Raw genomic sequence first — 15,433 nt, 5'->3', positions numbered from 1 at the left:
AAACCTGCCCGTCACATCAGAGGTTCTCGACCGACTTGAGCATCTCCGGAACGAACGAGGTGCGGGGCCTGATCAGCGTCGTCCGGACAGGGCCGGGCCGCACGCGGATGGTGGCGTCGTTGGGGCCGAACCCGCCGGCGTTCAGCGGATCGTCCGAGAACTCGTACCCGTACCCCTCGTCCTTCTTCCCACCGCCAGGAGCCGCTCCCTGCGCGAACGCCGATGAGGCGACCACGCTCGTAAGAACGGCAGCCACGACTCCCGCACCCAATCGGGTCAACCCTCTCATTCCAGCCTCCTCACAATGTTCCGACGCGGTTACAGTGCCATTGTACCGCCTTACGCGGCGGCCGGTCAACCAGCTTCGCATGCTATCGAGGCGTCGGAGAGCACGACCCACACACGCCTCGACAACCGATTCCACCCAAGGTTCCCAGAGAGCTGCGACGACGACGAAAAAAGCGAGCCCCCTTCTCCTTGATGCAGCTTCGTGCAGCGAGAGAAGAGGGCTCCAGGTGCCGTTGTCTGTCGCACCGCCACGCGGTCCGACCCGCCCGTCGAGCTCGCCCGGAATACTACCGTATCCCTTGCTCACTGCGCGCCGGACGAGGCTCCGCTACTGGGCAGGAGCCGGGGCCGGGGTCGTCGCTTCGCCCCCTTCACCCTCGCTCCCGGCAGCTGCCTCCTGCTCGGCTTCCTTCGTCTTCATGTCGGCCTCGGCCGCCTTCCGCTCGGCCTCGGTCTGCTTGTTGAAGGCGATGATCTGGTCGATCTCGCTCATACGCTCCTTCGATCGCTTCACCGCGTCGGCGAACTCGGCGCTCGCGCCCGCCTTCTGGATGAACTGACCGAACAGCCCCTTCGCCGACATGAGGGCGCCCTCGGCCCCCTTGCCGCCCGACTTCGCCTTGTACTCCTGGGTCAGAATCGCCTCGTTGTAGTAGGTCTCGGCGCGCTCGGGGGCGACCTTCTTGGCGGCTTCGAGCTCAGCGCTGGCGGCGGCCACCATGCTGTCGAAGTTCGCGTCATCGATCTGACCGCGCAGGGCGAGCGCGAGGCCCAGATGAGCGTCGTAGTCGTTCGGACGCATCTTCAGGGCCGCGCGGTACGCCTCGTCCGCCTGCTGGAACCCGCGGAACTGGAGGTTCACCGCCGCGTAGTTCATCTGCGCCTCGTAGAAGGTCGGATCGAGCCTCCTCGCGAGGTTGAACTCCTGCACGGCGCCGTTCAGGTTCGCGAGCTCGACCTGGATCATCCCCGCGGTGTTGTGGATCGGCGCGTAGTTAGGGTTCTTGCGGATGGCCTGGGAGCAGACAAGCGCCGCGAGCTCCAGCGCCTGGGTGTCGACCTTCTTCTGCTTGCTGACGTTGGTCGCGACCGCCTTGCCGGTCTTCCTGCCCGCCTTCTGCTTCGCCGTCTCCAGGTAGTAGATCGCGAGCTGGTTGAACGCGGGCATGAAGGCATCATCGACGGCCAGCGCGCTCTGGATGTACCGCTTCGCGCGCTGGAAGTCGTTGGGGCCATCGTTGTCCGCGACCTGGTTGCCGCGCTTCATGTACAGGAGCGCGAGGTGCACGAGCGCCTCGACGTTCTTGTACTGAGCATCCACGACGGCGGCCTGGCGCATCTCGCTGATCGCCGCGTCGAGGTTCCTCTCGCCCGACTCCGCCAGGTTGTAGAGCGCCACCTGGACCCGCGCGGGGTGGAACTTCGGGTTCTTCTGAAGCGCTTGCGTGAAGTACTTCTTCGCCTCCGAGTCCTTCTTGCAACGCTGGTACGCGAGCCCCGCGTTGTAGATGGCCTCGGCGAACGTCGTGTCCCCTTGCTCGTCCGCCGCGTCCAGGAACAGCTGGGCCGTCGAGCTGCAAGTCGCCTCGGACCAGTCCCCAGCCTTGTCGTGCTGGACCATGGTGTCCATGGCGGTCTTGAACTTGTTGGCCGCCTCGACCGACACGGCCTGACCCTTGCTGTCCGTGATCGCCTTGCCCGTCGTCGGGTCCTTCGCCCCGTGAGCCGTGCCGCCGGTGGTGCCGCCGCCACAACCCGTCGCAGCCAGAAGGAGCACCGCAACCGCTGCCAATGAGGTGATGCTTCTCATGTTTCGCTCCATCACTTCCTGGGTCGGGTCGTGGCCCGATCGAGCGCCGAGCCTTCCTTGGACGCGCCAGCCGCCGCCGGCGCCGCCTTCTTGTCCTCGCCCGCCTTCTTGTCCTCGCCCTCTTCCTTGTCCTTGCTCGCAGCCGGCTTGTCGGTCGCGGTCAGCGCTTCTCGGAAGGCGGTCCCGTCGAGGTTCAGCGGCGCAGGGCGTTCGCTCATGCCGGAGTTGACCCGCGACGGCGAGCCACGGAATTCGTCGATGAGGTGGTACTCGGCGCCGTAGTTCTTCGACAGCCACACCTCGCAGGTACGCGAGTAGTCGTCGAAGTACTGGTACTTCACGGACAGGTCGAGGCAGGTCTTGAACGCGCCCTTCGCCATCTGCTTCTGCGGCTCGCTCGCCTCGTCGAGGCGCGAGTAGTACTCACCCCGGATCTCGTCGTACGAGACGTCGGTGCCCGGGACCATGCCGTGCCCCTTCCATTCCTTCGGGATGGGCGCGGCCCGGAACTCGGCGACGAACTTGCCCCACATCTGACCGACGCGCGCACCGGCCGCGATGACCCACTTCGGCGGAGGCGTCGGCTCCAGCTTGAGGATCTTCTGGTACTCGACGTCGGCCGCCTCGATCGCCGGGCGCTTCTTCTTCACCCAGTCGGCGACCTTGGTGTTGATGTGCTTGAGGACGTCCTCGCGGTTCCCGGAGCCCTTGTACTCGGGGAACTTGATCTTATCGACGTCCTTCCGCTTCTGCTCGGCGAAGTGGAAGTAGGCCTCGCCGACCGCGGTCAGCACCTTGCCGAGCCGGCGCAGCTTCTCCGGCTCCTCGCCGCCGATCGCGTCGAGCTTCTTGAGCGCCGCCGCAGGGTCCTTCCAGTAGCCGCGGACCTTGTTGTACTCACCGTTCGCCGGGGTCACGCTCTTCGTCTGCAGCAGGACGCGCGCGTACATCGCGTGCGCCTGCACCTGGACGTCGAACGTCGCGTTGCGATCGATCTGCGGCATCGCCGTCGACAGCCGCCGGCGCGCCTGATCCCAGTCCTCACGGTCGATGTAGTGCGCGCCGATCGCGAACGCGATCTGCGCGGTCTGCGCCGGCTTCGCCTTGCCGTAGTTCTTGTTGAAGAGGTCGGCGTCCTTGATCGCCTGGTCCTCCTGACCGAGGCCGAGCCGCAGCACGACCGCGTCCTGGAGCGCCTCCGCGGCCTTCTCCCCCTTCGGGTTCTCGCGGGCGTAGCGCTCGTACCAGTTCGCCGCCTCGTCATAGACCGCGATCGCCTGGTAGTTGCCGCCGATCTCGTAGATCGACGTCTTCGCCAGCTCGGTGTTGTGGAGGTTGTACCGCGGGTCGAGCAGGATCTTGCGGGCCGAGATCGACTTGGCGATGAGGCGGGCGGCCTGGAACGCCTTCGCGGCGTTGTAGAGGACCTCCTCGCTCTTCTCGCACGCGGGCTGCTTCGCCTCGCAAGCGGCCTCGCCGTACTTCTTCCACATGTCCATGTAAGCGACGGCGGCCTTCTCATAGTTCTTGAGGGCCTCGACGCCACCGGCCGCGTCAGCAGCCTCGACGAGCTTCTGCGCGCGCAGGCGCTCGATGTCGCGCTGGATGCGGATCAGGATGCCGCACTGCTCGGCGTTCTCCTTTTCCTTGCCGCCCTTGCAGTAGAGATCGATGAACTTGGGCACGTCCGCGGCCATGTCGTCGTAACAAGACGGACGCGGCGGATCCATGTTCGCGCCGAGGACGTTGAGCGACTCGAGGTAGAGCTGAGACGCGTAGATGCCGACCTCCTTGTCGGCATGGTTCAGCGCCACGTCGCGGAACGCGAGCGCGGCCTCCTCCCAGTGCTGCGCCTCGAAGTACGTGCGGCCGCGCGCGTACTTCACCTCGACGTACTGCTCCTGGGCCTCCTTGTCGTTGGCCGCGGGCTTGATGTAGCAGACGTACCGGTTGAAGGCGGTGATCATGCCCTTCTGGCTGTCACTGAAGTCCTTCGGCTGGAACTTCGCCTTCTCCGCCTTCTTGTCGCCCTTCTTGCCCGTCCCCCCGTCGGGGAGGTTGCCGGACCCCTTCTTGTCGGAGCCGTCCTTGTGGGTCTCGGTGTAGATGTTCTGGTAGCAGAGCACCGAGGCGTACGCGGCCTCAGCCGCCTGCGGGCCGTTCGGATCCTCGGCCACGACCGAGTCGAACGCGGGACCGCACTTGGCCCAGTCCTTCTGGAAGTACAGAAGGTCGGCCATCGCGTACTTGATCTTGAAGATGTTCGGCCAGTCCTCCTTCAGGATGCGGGGGAACTCGAACTTGGCGAACTGCTCCTGCTTGAAGTTGTTGACGACCTTGTCGTAGAGCTGCGCGGCGAGCTGCATCGTCTTCTTGTCGCCGGTGCCGCGCACGCCGCCCGAGCCCACCGCCTCGAGGTGCCAGGCCATCGCCGTCTCGGTCAGCAGACCGGCGGTGATGTTAGAGCACTTCAGCTTGGCGTCCGCCGGGTGCCCCTCGCCCTGGAACTTGTTGTGGACGTCGAGCTGGCGCCCGAGCTCGCCGATGATCTGGTCCTTGTTGCCAGACTTCATGGCGAGCGTCGCCTCCGCGATGTGCCCCTGGTAGACGCAGTACCTCGGGCCCCGATCGCGGGTCATCAGGTCGGTGTAGAGCTCGATGCCCTCCTTGTAATGACCGGTGTCGAGGTAGTTCTGCCCGAGGTCGTCCATCATCTTGAACGTCTTCTCGGAGCTGCCGCCCGCGTCGCCGCTGAGCGGACGGAGGAAGTCGTGCGACTTGCGCGGGTCGCCCGCGAGCGCGTAGACGGGGATGATGTCGCGCCGCGCAGAGACCGCGAGCTGCGCAGCGTTCGGCATCTGCTGGAACTGCTGCCCGTACTCGATCGTCTTCTTGAACTCGCTGATGGCGCGGGCGAAGTCGCCCTTGTTCCAGTAGACGTACCCGAGCTTGTAGTGGGCGTAGCCCCAGACCTTGTTCTCGGGCGGCGGGTACTGGGTGACCTTGACGTACGACTGCTCCGCCAGGTCCCACTTGGACGGGTCGCCCTGCGCCTCGTTGAAGAAGAGCTCACCGAAGGCGAGGTACGCGTTCGGGATGTACTTCGAGTTCGGCCAGTTCTTGATGAGCTCGAAGTAGACCTTGCGAGCGTCCTCGAGCTGCTGAGCCTGCTCGTACTCATAGGCGAGGTAGTAGAGGACCTCGTCCGTGCAGCCCGTGCTCTTCGCGGGGTCGGCCGCGTTGGTGCTCTGGCAGTACTTCGGATACTGCGTCTTCAGGTCCGTGTAGTACTTGATCGCCTGCTTGCGCGCGAGGACGAGGATCTTGTCGGCCTTGGCGATCTCGGCCCGGATCCCGGCGACCGCCTTCGGGTTCTTCCGCTTGGCCTCGTCCGCCTTGATCTGCCCCTCGGTCTTGTCGCGGAACGCCGCCGACTCGAGCTCGACGTAGCCCTCGGCGAGGCGCCGCATCAGCTTCGGCCGGTCCGGCGCGTTCTTCGGCGTCGAGGAGTACAGGCCCTCGAGCCCCTGGATCTCCGTCACGAGCAGGCTCCTCACCTTCGGGGCGAGGCGATTGCGCCGCTCGTCGCGCTGCGCCGAGGCCTGTGAAGCGGTCGGATTGGCCGGCTTCGTCAAGTCCTCGCGCTTCTTCAGCTGGATCCCCTGCGGGGCTGACTTGAAGCTAACCTGCGGCTTCTTGCCCGCCGACACCTGGAGCTTGCCGCCCGGACAGGCGGCGATCGCATCCTTCGCCGGCTGCGTGATGCACGCGTCGGCCGCCGACGCGGGGCTCGTTGTGACCGCGCACGCCGCCACGGCCAACGTACCCGCCGCCGCGCGGAGCGCATGCAGTACACCGAACTTCGACTGCTTCATCTCCATCTCCGTCCCTCCGCCACGGACCCCCGTGAGGAAGCGCTGCCTGCCCCGCGACCTATGGCCGCGGGGCCAACCATGATGAAATCGCTCACTTGCTGCACTTCGACGTCACGACCTGCCGGTAGAAGCCGAGCTCGTCGCGCCAGTACTCGCCGTCGAACGGCCAGAGCACGTGCTCGTCGTCGGGCTTGACGACGCCGTACGTGAGCGCGTCCTCCTTCGACAGCTGGCCGCTGACGACCTGCTGATCGAGCTTGTTCCTCTCGGCCGCGGTGATGTCGATGAGGATCTTCGACGAGTCGCGGAGGTGCTCGTTGAGCTCGTCGAGGTTGCGCTGGTAGCGCTCCCGGCCGAGCGTGCCGGCGTTCCGGATCGCGAGGCTCCTCGCGAACTCGAGCGCGTCGGTCACGTCGCTGCCGACCGGAGAGTTGCGGAAGTTGGCGGGCGCCTTCTTGAACCGGTCCGCCTCCTCATCGAGGATGCGCACGTACTCCATGTTGCGGCGGAGCTGGCGGTCGGAGAGCGCGTTCTCGACGATCGGCCGGACCCTCGGCGGGATGTCGCCCTTGCCGGCGCCCACGTCCTTCAGGAACTGGAAGAAGCGCTCCTCGTTCCCCTCCCCCTGGTACCGCGTAAGGATCGACTCGAGGTCCTTCTTGATCGGCTCGTACTTCTTCTTCATCTTCGCGACGATCGTGGTCGCGTCGCCGTACTGGCAGATCGTGAACGAGACGACGGCCTTCAGGATGTCGGCCTCGGGATAGAACGAGTTCGGGAAGTAGGGCGACTCGATCGTGTGGATGTTGCCGAGCGCCTGCGGGTACAGCCCGGCCATGAAGTACGCCCAGGACTGCTCGAAGAGGCTGTCCAACCAGTACTCGCTCGCGACGTCGACGCGGTTCCAGTACTTGACGGCGGCCGAGAGCTTCGCGGCGTCGATCGTCGGAACGTTGTTGTCGTCGAGGCGGACGGAGGCCGAGTAGTAGGTGCGCGCCATCGAGAGGAACGCGAGGTCGCGCATACGCGCCTCGTCCTCGAGGCCCTCGACGCCCTCGTCGATCGCCTGGACGATGCGCTGGAACGACTTGACAGCCGGCACCGACTTGCGCAGCTGCACGTACGAGATGCCGCTGAAGAACTGGGCCTGGACGTAGTACTTGCTGTTCGGGTCGACCTTGGCGAAGAGGCTGATGGCCTCCTCGTAGTTCCGGTTCCGGTACTTGTAGCGGCCGAGCAGGTAGTTGAGCTGCCAGTAGAGGTCGCGCTGCTGGGGGTTGTTGAACCGCGCGATCTGCTCGGTCTTGTACTTGCCGACGCGCTCGATGATGTCCGCCGGCTCCGGGAGCTGCGTCGCGAGCTTGGACAGCCAGAGCAGCGTCTCGTTGAACTTGAGGTGGTTCGGCTTGTCGGCGATCTGCGAGAAGATCGCGTAGCTCGCCTGGTAGAACTGCATGCGGTAGAGCGCGATCGCGAGGTGGTACTGGGCGATCTGCTTGTTGCCATCGTCATCGCCGGTGTCGCCGTCGACGACGCGCTTCAGCTGCCGCGCGGCGTCGCTCCACCGCTCGCTGTCGAAGAGCCGCTTGCCCTGCGCCGCCTCCTCCGTCATCTGCCCCGCGGTCACGGGGCCCGCATCCTCGTCGGCGCTGACCTCTTTGCTGGGCTTCTTGTCGCCCTTGGCGTCCGCCTTTTCAGCCGCGACGGGCTTACCTTTGCCGGGCTGCGCATGCCCCACGGCGGGGGATAGCAACAGGGCAGAAGCTACAAGGCAGATACTCGCCACCCGGTTCCGCATCGTCGTTCCTCGCTTTCGGCGACGTAAAGATCGTGGCCCCTTCGCCCCGTTCGCGGCTCCACACACGGAGAACGCGCGCCGTAGACCCCCGAGGCAGCTCGGTCAGGAACCAAAAAGTTCAATGAGAATCAACGGATACTTGCGTGTGGCGGGGGATGGTAGGATTGTGGCGCGCAGCTTGTCAAGCGATGCCGGGCGAGGGGCCCCCTCTTGCATTCCCGTCCTGAGACACCGGGCGCCGGGCCGACCTTGGGGTTGCGCACTGCGTAGGAGTCGACGGTGGAATTATCGAACGGAGGCGCGCTCGCTTCCTTAAACGCGATCGTCGCGCCGGGGCCGCGCCGTCGCCGCGTCGTCGCCGCACTATTGCCGCCCAGGCGGCAGCCTGACCGTCCGCTGCCAAGGGACCAGCGCGCGCAGGGTCGAACGCCTCGCACCGGCGGCGCCCGCCCACCTCGGCGACGTGGACGGGCGCGCCCCATCCGGCTGTTGACGCTCGAGGCGCGCTTCGTCTAGGGTCCAACCGCTGACGTTGTGCCTTTGAGCACCTCGACTTGAGCGTTTTCTTGCCTCCCGTCCGCGCGCCTCTGCCGAAGCGGTGGCGCGCACCGCCGCCGAAGGAGCACGTTCTGATGACCCGTTCCATTCTGTCCGGCCTGCTCGGCCTGCTCAGCGTCGTCGCAATGGCGAGCCTGCCCTCCGCGTGCGAGAGCGGCGGCGTCGGCGACCCGTGTCTGCCCGAAGACGAGTACGATTCGCAGTTCGCTGGCTTCAAGGTGACGGAAGAGAACATCGAATCGCGATCCTTCCAGTGCCAGACGCGGATCTGCCTGGTGAACCACTTCCAGGGGCGCGTGAGCTGCCCGCTCGGCCAGGAGGCGCCCGCGACGTGTGTCCCCGGGCAGGCCGGGTGCACAACCTGCGAGGAGTCGGGGACCTACGCGCCCGACTGCGAACCGTCGAGGCCGGACGGCGGCAAGAGCCAGTGCCTCAGCGGCATGTGCGACCCCGCGGGCGCCTTCTGTCGCTGCGGCGGCGACGCAGACTGCCCCGGCAGCGGCTGGATGTGCCAGGAGGGCGTCTGCAAGCTCTACCTCTGCCGCGACGGCTTCACCGGCTGCCAGGACCCGACCAAGTCGGCGGCAGAGAACGAGGGCAAAGCCTGCTGCGTGCCGGGGACCGACGACCAGGTCGCGTCGCCCGTGTGCGGCCAGTGCGCCGCCAACTCGAACCGGAACGCGCAGCAGGCGGTGTACTGCTCGTGCCGGTGCGGCGTGGCCGACGGCGAGCCGGACGACCCGAACTTCAACTTCTGCGAGTGCCCTCAGGGCTTCACCTGCTCGGAGATCCGGCCGAACGTCGGCCTCGGGGACCCGAACATCACCGGCAAGTACTGCATCAAGCAGAACACGGGGTTCGAGAACGAGGGGGCCTGCGGCGACGTGCAGGGCCGCGCCAACTCGGACCAGTGCGAAGGCTTCTAGGCGTCGGGTGACCGGCCGTCGCGGTTCGCGAAGCCCTCGCCCGACGACGGCCGATCTGGCCGGCACCTCCCTCTCCCTCCCTCCCAGCGACGATTCGGGCTCACACGACGGCCGTCCGCCCGGGCGCACCGCGACGCGCAGCGCGCCGGCGGCTTCGGCGACGAGCCGGACCGCGATCGGGCGCGCTGGCGCTCCGGCGGCCGACGCGCGGCGAGCGCTCGGCGCGCGCGCGGAGGACGCGGTGGTCGCTCACCTCGCCGCGCAAGGCGTGGAGATCGTCGCGCGCAACGCGCGGGTCGGGCGGCTGGAGATCGACGTGGTCGCGCGCGACGGCCCCGTCATCGTGATCATCGAGGTGCGGACGCGCGGCGCCGGCTCCTACGTCCGCGCCCTCGACAGCATCGACGCGAGCAAGCGCGCCCGCGTGCGGCGAGCGGGCGAGAGGCTCTGGCGCGCCACGTTCTCGCGCGTGCGGGGCGTGGAGCGGATGCGCTTCGACGCCGCGTCCGTGACGTTCCTCCCGAGCGGAGAAGCGACCGTCGAGATCGTCAAGGCCGCCTTTTAGCGCGGCCTGAACTCTTCCTATTTTTAGCTTGATTTCGCGCTGGAATCGGATGGCGCGTGCATCGTTCGACCGCGCGCGGGCGCGATCACGCGTCGAGCTGCTCCTGCATCTCGCTGCGGAGTCGCTTCAGCTGGGAGAGGCCCTCGGGGTCGATCTCCATCGTCCCCTTCTGGGCGTGCGCCCCCGCCTCGAGCTTCTCGAGGATCGCATCCATCTTGGCGATCTTGCCCTGCTGGCGCGCCCTCAGGTCCTCGACCATCTTCTCGAACGCCTCGAAGAAGTGCTGGAGCTCGTCGCCCTTCCGGAGCTTCTCGCGCACGATCAGCTTGCCCTCGCCGACCTGACGGAGCAGCCGCTTCATCTTGAAGATCGGCCCGGCGATCTTGTGCGTGAAGACGATGCCCGCGACGCCGACGCCGAGGACGAGCAACGACAGGAGCGCGACGATGAGGCGGAGCAGCATCTGCTGGTTGTTCGCGACGTCGGCGGCCTGCCGCTCGAGCGCCTCCGCCCGCTGCTGCAGCGTGGCCGCGTCGCGCTCGAGCCGCGACTGCTCGTCCTTGAGCTTGCTCTCGTCGAGCTGCGCCGCCTCGCCGAACGTCTTCGCGAGCTCGGGGTCGTCCTTGTACTCCTTCGCGATGTTCATCGCGACGACCTCGCTGACCCGACGGCTCTGGACGAGCACCTCCTGGCCGCGCTTGACGGTCTCCTGACCCTGACGGACGGTCTCCTGCCCCTGCTGCACGGCGCTGCGGCTCTGCTCGATGATCTTCGAGCTCGCGTTCCAGAGGAGGATCCCGAGCGCCACGGAGAGCGCAAGGCTGATCCCCACGAGGAACCCCGTGTATTTCAGCTGGAAGTTCTGGTCGAGCAGGTAGTTCCGCGCGCTCCGCTGGTAGCGCGCTCTGACCTCCGGCGCGGAGGTCTGCGGGGCCGTGCTGGAAGCGTCGCTCATGGGATCCTCGAAGCTGGCTGGAGATGACAAGGGTCGTGATGCACTGGAAAAGCCAATATCGAGCAGCGAAGGTGCGTCACAGCGAGGCGACGACCTTGTGGAAGGTCTCGACCGCGTTCTCGACGCACATCTTCATCAGGATGTTCTCGCTCTGGACGTCTTTCTTCGGGGTGCCACTCTGCGTGAGCTTCGGCGCGAACTCACCCTGGAGCGACTTGGACGGATAGGTCCACATGCTGACGCGGACCACCTGGGTGAGGTTGCCGCCCTGGTACACGGCGGGCTCGACCGTGGCGAGGAGATAGAAGCCCTTCAGCTTCTTGCCGTTCAGAATCTTCTTGCCTTGCGCCACCGTCTCGCCCTTGGGGGCGACCGCGTAGCCGGCCTTCGCGAGGATCTTCGACTGTATCGCGGCGCGCACGAGCGGCTCGATCTCGGACTCGGGGCGGCCGCTCTTGTTCGTGATCTCGATGGCCACGTAGTACTTCGTGTCCGCGCCCGGAGGCGGCGGCGCCGCCGAGCCGCTCCCGCCGCCGCCGCCGCCAGCGGACAGCGCGGCGATCGACTTCTGCATCTGCGACTTGACGGCCGGCGTCTGCTCGCGGCCCTCGGCGCGCTCCAGGCACGCGAGCCCCGCGGGCTTACCGAGCTTGCCGAGCGCCGCTGCCGCCGCGACCTTGACGGACGCGTTGCCGTCCGTGAGCGCGTCGCAGAGCGGCCTCGTGGCGGCGTCGTCTCCCGACGCGCCGAGCGCGAGCGCCGCCTGCGTGCGGACGCGATAGTCCTCGTTGGTCCTGAGCTGGTCGGCGAGGTAGCTCGTGCGCTGATCCGCGTAGAGCCTCGTGGGTATCAGCGAGAGTACAAGCGTCACAACCAGCAACACGAGCACTGAAAAGGGCCGACGCATTCCACGTCCGACGATACACGAGCGCATCGCCGCCGTGGCGATCGGATCAGCGGGTCTACACCCGAAAATTGGTGCGCACACGCTCGCACTTTTGCCTTGCATTCGCTCGCTCCTCGCTGCGACCAGACTGGACGGTTTGACGCGGCCTGCTCGCGGCGCTTCAACCCGTGAACCATGTTGGGCTCACGGCGAACACGGCTTCACCATCCGCTTATCTACCCACCGCTGCCGCCATCGACCCGACGCGCTGCCGCGAGCTCGCGTGCACGTCCGCTCACGTCCGCGTACGTCCGCACTCGCCGCTTGCTCGCTCGCTCGCGACACGCACACGATGCCCGCCGGGCGAGCGCGAGCTCGGCACGACTTCGGATCGGCTTCCTCTTGCCCGTGCCGCGCCGGCGTGACCGATAATGCGCGACCATGATGAGGAGCTCGCCGGAGGCGTTCGGGAGATGCGCGGACTGAGACGATGCCTGCCGTGGGCGCTCCTCGCGGCCACGGCGCTCGCGGCGGCGCCCGCGGCGCACGCGCAGACGCAAGGTGCGCCGCTCCGCATCCATGTGCGCGGAAGCGCGCAGATCGAGGCGGTCGCATGGACCGAGCCCGACGGGTTCGTCGTGCGCGGAAGCGTGGTCGACGACGCGCGGAGCGCGATCGCGGAGGCGCCGCTCTCCCTCGATGCCCTCACGAGCGCCGGCGCCCCCGCGGTCCTGCCGGCGGTCGACGGGTGCGCGGCCGACGGCGCGGCGCGCGCACGCGAGCCCCGCCCCTCGCAAGGCGGCTACGTGATCGCGACAGACGAGCGCGGCGGGTTCTGCCTCCGCGGGCGCGCGCCGCTCGCGGACGCGACGCTGCGCATCCGGTTCGCAGGGGGAAAGCTCTACGACGCGGTCGAGGCGAAGATCCCGCTCGAGGCGCGCGCGGCCCCGCTCGCGCCGGTGATCCTCCGGTTCGATCCGCCGGTCGACGCGGTCGATCTCGATCGCCCGACGGTGAACGTCACCGTGGCGCTCCGGCTCGATCGCAGCGGCGCGCGCGGCGTCGGGAGCGGCGCGCCGTTCGAGCGCGAGCGCCTCCCGGTCGTGCTCGAGGACGAGCGCGGCGCGCGGCTCGCGGAGGCTCCGACCGGCGGCGACGGCCGCGCGCGCTTCGAGCTCCCGACCGAGCGCCTCGACGGCGCCGGCCAGGGCGTGCTGCGCGCGCGCTTCGATGGCACCGCCACGCTGGCGAAGGCGAGCGTCAGCCAGAGCGTCGTCCGGTACGCGCAGGTCACGCTCGATCTGTCGCATCCTGTCGAGCCGGCGCGCGCGGAGGACGGCGTGCCGATCGACGTCGAGGTGCGCTCGTCCCGCGGCCCGGTCGAGGGCGGCGTGGTCGAGGCGCTGCGCGCGGGCGAGCCCGTCGGGGCGGCCACCGTGGCCGGCGGCAAGGCGCGGGTGATCGCCGCGTTCACCGCCGAGCGAGCGGGGACGGTCCCGATCTCGCTCCGCTACGTGCCCGCCTCGCCTTGGTGGATCCCCGGCGCGGAGCTCGCGATCGACGTGCCCGTCGCCGGCCCAGGGGCGTGGCGGCAGATCGCGCTCGGCGCCGCCGTCCTCGCCATCGCGGGCTGGGTGCTCGGCGGCTGGCGGCGGGCGCCGAAGCGCGCCGCAACGACGCGCGCGGGCGACGAGCGGCCCGTCGCGCCGCCCGGCCGCGCCGGCGTGCGCGTCATGGGACCGCTCGAGGGCGCGACCGGCTGGCGTGGCGCCGTCGCCGACGCGCATGACGGAACGCCCATCGCGCGCGCCGAGCTCGTGATCGTCGTCCCCGCCTTCGACGGCAGCGGCGTCATCGCCCGCGCGCAGACGGACGACGTCGGCGAGTTCTCGATCGAGGCGCCGTACCGGAGCGACGCGAGGCTCGTGGTCCGCGCGCCGATGCACAGCAGCCATGAGCAGGCGCTCCCGTCGCCGAGCAAGCTGGGCATCGCGCTGGTCACGCGGCGCCGCGCCGTCCTCGATCGCCTCGTGCGCTGGGCGCGGCGCCAGGGGGCGCCCTTCGAGGGGCCGCCGGAGCCGACGCCCGGGCACGTGCGCCGGGTGGCGAGCAGGGTTCAGCAGCGCGAGGTCGAGCTCTGGGCGAGCCGGATCGAGCACGCCGCCTTCGGTCCCGATCCCGTGGACGAGCGGATCGAGCAGGACCTCGGGGCGTCGGAGCCCAAGCCGGGCGCCGCGCCGCTGGCCCCGTGAGCCAGGCGCAAGGGGCCCGCGGAGCGCCGGCCCCGTCGCCGCGCCGATCTGCCGTTTCGCTGGTCGGATCGCGCCCCCGCGCGACCGCACGTTGACGTATGGGGTGCGTCCCATATAGTCGGCTCCCTCGCCGGAGAACGCCAACGTGGAAATCGCCCTAATTATCGTCGGCCTCGTCGTGGTGGCGGCGATCGTCTACTTCGTCACGAAGAAGGCGCCGCCACCGGAGATCGCAGCGCCCCCCGAACCGAAGAAGCTCCAGGAGAAGGCGAAGCAGCCCTCCGAGAAGCCGGCGGACAAGCCGACCGAGAAGCCGCGTGCCCCGAAGAAGCCTCCGGCGGAGGAAGCTCCTCCGGCGAAGGCGAAGGAGCCCGCGCCGCAGGAGGAGCCGCCCGCGGCGGCGCCCGCCCCTGTCGAGGCGCCCGTCGCACCGCCGCCCGCCATCGAGCCGGCGGCGACCGCGGCCGCGGAGGCGCCCATCGCGCCCGCGATCGAGGCGCCGGCCGTCAAGCCGGCCGCCAGGCCAGCGCGGGAGACCGCGCCTCCGGCCGCGCGCAAGCGAGACATCGAGGGGCTCCGCAAAGGCCTCACGAAGGTGCGGGAGAGCGAGGGGTTCTTCGGCCGGCTGAAGGCGCTGTTCGCCGGCAAGAAGGAGATCGATCCCAACGTCGTCGAGCAGATCGAAGAGGTGCTGCTCACCTCGGACGTCGGCGTGAAGACGACAGAGCTCCTCCTCGACGAGATCCGGTCGGCGCTCAGCAGGAACGAGCTCGCCGACACCGACAAGGTCTGGGACGCGCTGCGCGAGCACGCGAAGCGGATCCTGCGCGTCGGCGCCGGCGGCGGGCTGCCGCTGAAGGCGCAGCCCACCGTGGTGATGGTGGTCGGCGTGAACGGCGTGGGAAAGACGACCACGATCGGCAAGCTCGCGACGCAGCTCAAGGCCGAGGGCCGGACGGTGGTGCTCGCGGCGGGCGACACGTTCCGGGCGGCGGCGGTGCAGCAGCTGAACGTCTGGGGCAAGCGCGTCGGCTGCGAGGTCGTGCGCGGCAAGGACGGCGCGAACCCCGGCGCGGTGATCTTCGACGCGATCCAGAAGGCGAAGGACACCGGCGCCGACGTGGTGCTCGCCGACACCGCCGGCAGGCTGCACACGAAGACGAACCTCATGGAGGAGCTGTCCCGGGTCGCGCGCACCATGAACAAGGCGCTCGAGGGAGCGCCTCACGAGACGCTGCTCGTGCTCGACGCGACGAACGGCCAGAACGCCATGCAGCAGGCCGCGCTCTTCAAGGAGGCGCTGCCCATCACCGGCATCGTGCTGACGAAGCTCGACGGCACCGCCAAGGGCGGCGTGATCCTCGGCATCTGCGCCGAGCACGGGCTGCCCGTCCGGTACGTCGGCATCGGCGAGCGCGCGGAAGACCTCCGCGAGTTCGAGCCCGACGAGTTCGTCGAGGCGATGCTCGGCCGCGCCAGCGGCTCCGAAGACGCGGCCGCCTGACGCGCGGTCCGCGGCG

At 68.5% G+C, this 15,433-nt stretch carries 10 protein-coding genes; 4 read left to right on the top strand and 6 right to left on the bottom strand.

Annotated elements, in window-relative coordinates; genetic code table 11:
- Positions 1-16 precede the first annotated feature (16 nt).
- From WME97_RS16005 to WME97_RS15990, 4 genes are all read right to left on the bottom strand, one after another.
- Positions 17-256, bottom strand: coding sequence for a hypothetical protein (locus WME97_RS16005; RefSeq protein ID WP_157906686.1), 240 nt, complete (start codon positions 254-256; stop codon positions 17-19).
- Between the two features lie 360 nt (positions 257-616).
- Positions 617-2,098 carry a tetratricopeptide repeat protein gene (locus WME97_RS16000; RefSeq protein WP_437552776.1) on the bottom strand — a complete coding sequence of 494 codons (1,482 nt, stop codon included), beginning with the start codon at positions 2,096-2,098 and terminating at the stop codon, positions 617-619.
- An 11-nt stretch (positions 2,099-2,109) separates the two neighbouring features.
- Positions 2,110-5,973 (bottom strand): tetratricopeptide repeat protein, encoded by a 3,864-nt coding sequence (locus WME97_RS15995; RefSeq protein WP_437552775.1) that lies wholly within the window; start codon positions 5,971-5,973, stop codon positions 2,110-2,112.
- 91 nt (positions 5,974-6,064) lie between these two features.
- Entirely contained in the window at positions 6,065-7,711 is a 1,647-nt protein-coding gene (locus WME97_RS15990; protein WP_437552774.1) for a tetratricopeptide repeat protein, read from the bottom strand.
- A 692-nt stretch (positions 7,712-8,403) separates the two neighbouring features.
- Here WME97_RS15990 and WME97_RS15985 point away from each other — a divergent pair.
- Positions 8,404-9,255 (top strand): hypothetical protein, encoded by an 852-nt coding sequence (locus WME97_RS15985; protein ID WP_437552773.1) that lies wholly within the window; start codon positions 8,404-8,406, stop codon positions 9,253-9,255.
- Between the two features lie 241 nt (positions 9,256-9,496).
- Positions 9,497-9,820, top strand: a complete 324-nt coding sequence (locus WME97_RS15980; protein ID WP_437552772.1) for a YraN family protein — start codon at positions 9,497-9,499, stop codon at positions 9,818-9,820.
- An 85-nt stretch (positions 9,821-9,905) separates the two neighbouring features.
- Here WME97_RS15980 and WME97_RS15975 read toward each other — a convergent pair whose 3' ends face one another.
- Entirely contained in the window at positions 9,906-10,775 is an 870-nt protein-coding gene (locus WME97_RS15975; protein WP_437552771.1) for a HAMP domain-containing protein, read from the bottom strand.
- A gap of 76 nt (positions 10,776-10,851) precedes the next feature.
- Positions 10,852-11,646: a HEAT repeat domain-containing protein gene (locus WME97_RS15970; protein ID WP_437552770.1), complete on the bottom strand. Its 795-nt coding sequence runs from the start codon at positions 11,644-11,646 to the stop codon at positions 10,852-10,854.
- 488 nt (positions 11,647-12,134) lie between these two features.
- On the opposite strand from WME97_RS15970, the gene WME97_RS15965 reads away from it, so the two are divergent.
- Together WME97_RS15965 and ftsY are read left to right on the top strand one after the other, a co-directional pair.
- Positions 12,135-13,913, top strand: coding sequence for a carboxypeptidase regulatory-like domain-containing protein (locus tag WME97_RS15965; RefSeq protein ID WP_437552769.1), 1,779 nt, complete (start codon positions 12,135-12,137; stop codon positions 13,911-13,913).
- A gap of 145 nt (positions 13,914-14,058) precedes the next feature.
- A complete protein-coding gene (gene ftsY, locus WME97_RS15960; protein ID WP_437552768.1) occupies positions 14,059-15,417 on the top strand; it encodes a signal recognition particle-docking protein FtsY in 1,359 nt (452 codons plus the stop codon).
- Positions 15,418-15,433: the final 16 nt, after the last annotated feature.

Origin of the sequence: Sorangium sp. So ce367, assembly GCF_051520455.1 — a bacterium.
Classification (GTDB): Bacteria; Myxococcota_A; Polyangia; order Polyangiales; family Polyangiaceae; genus Sorangium; species Sorangium cellulosum_B.
Note: the sequence above shows the minus strand (reverse complement) of the source record. Positions and strands in the feature narration are given on the sequence as shown.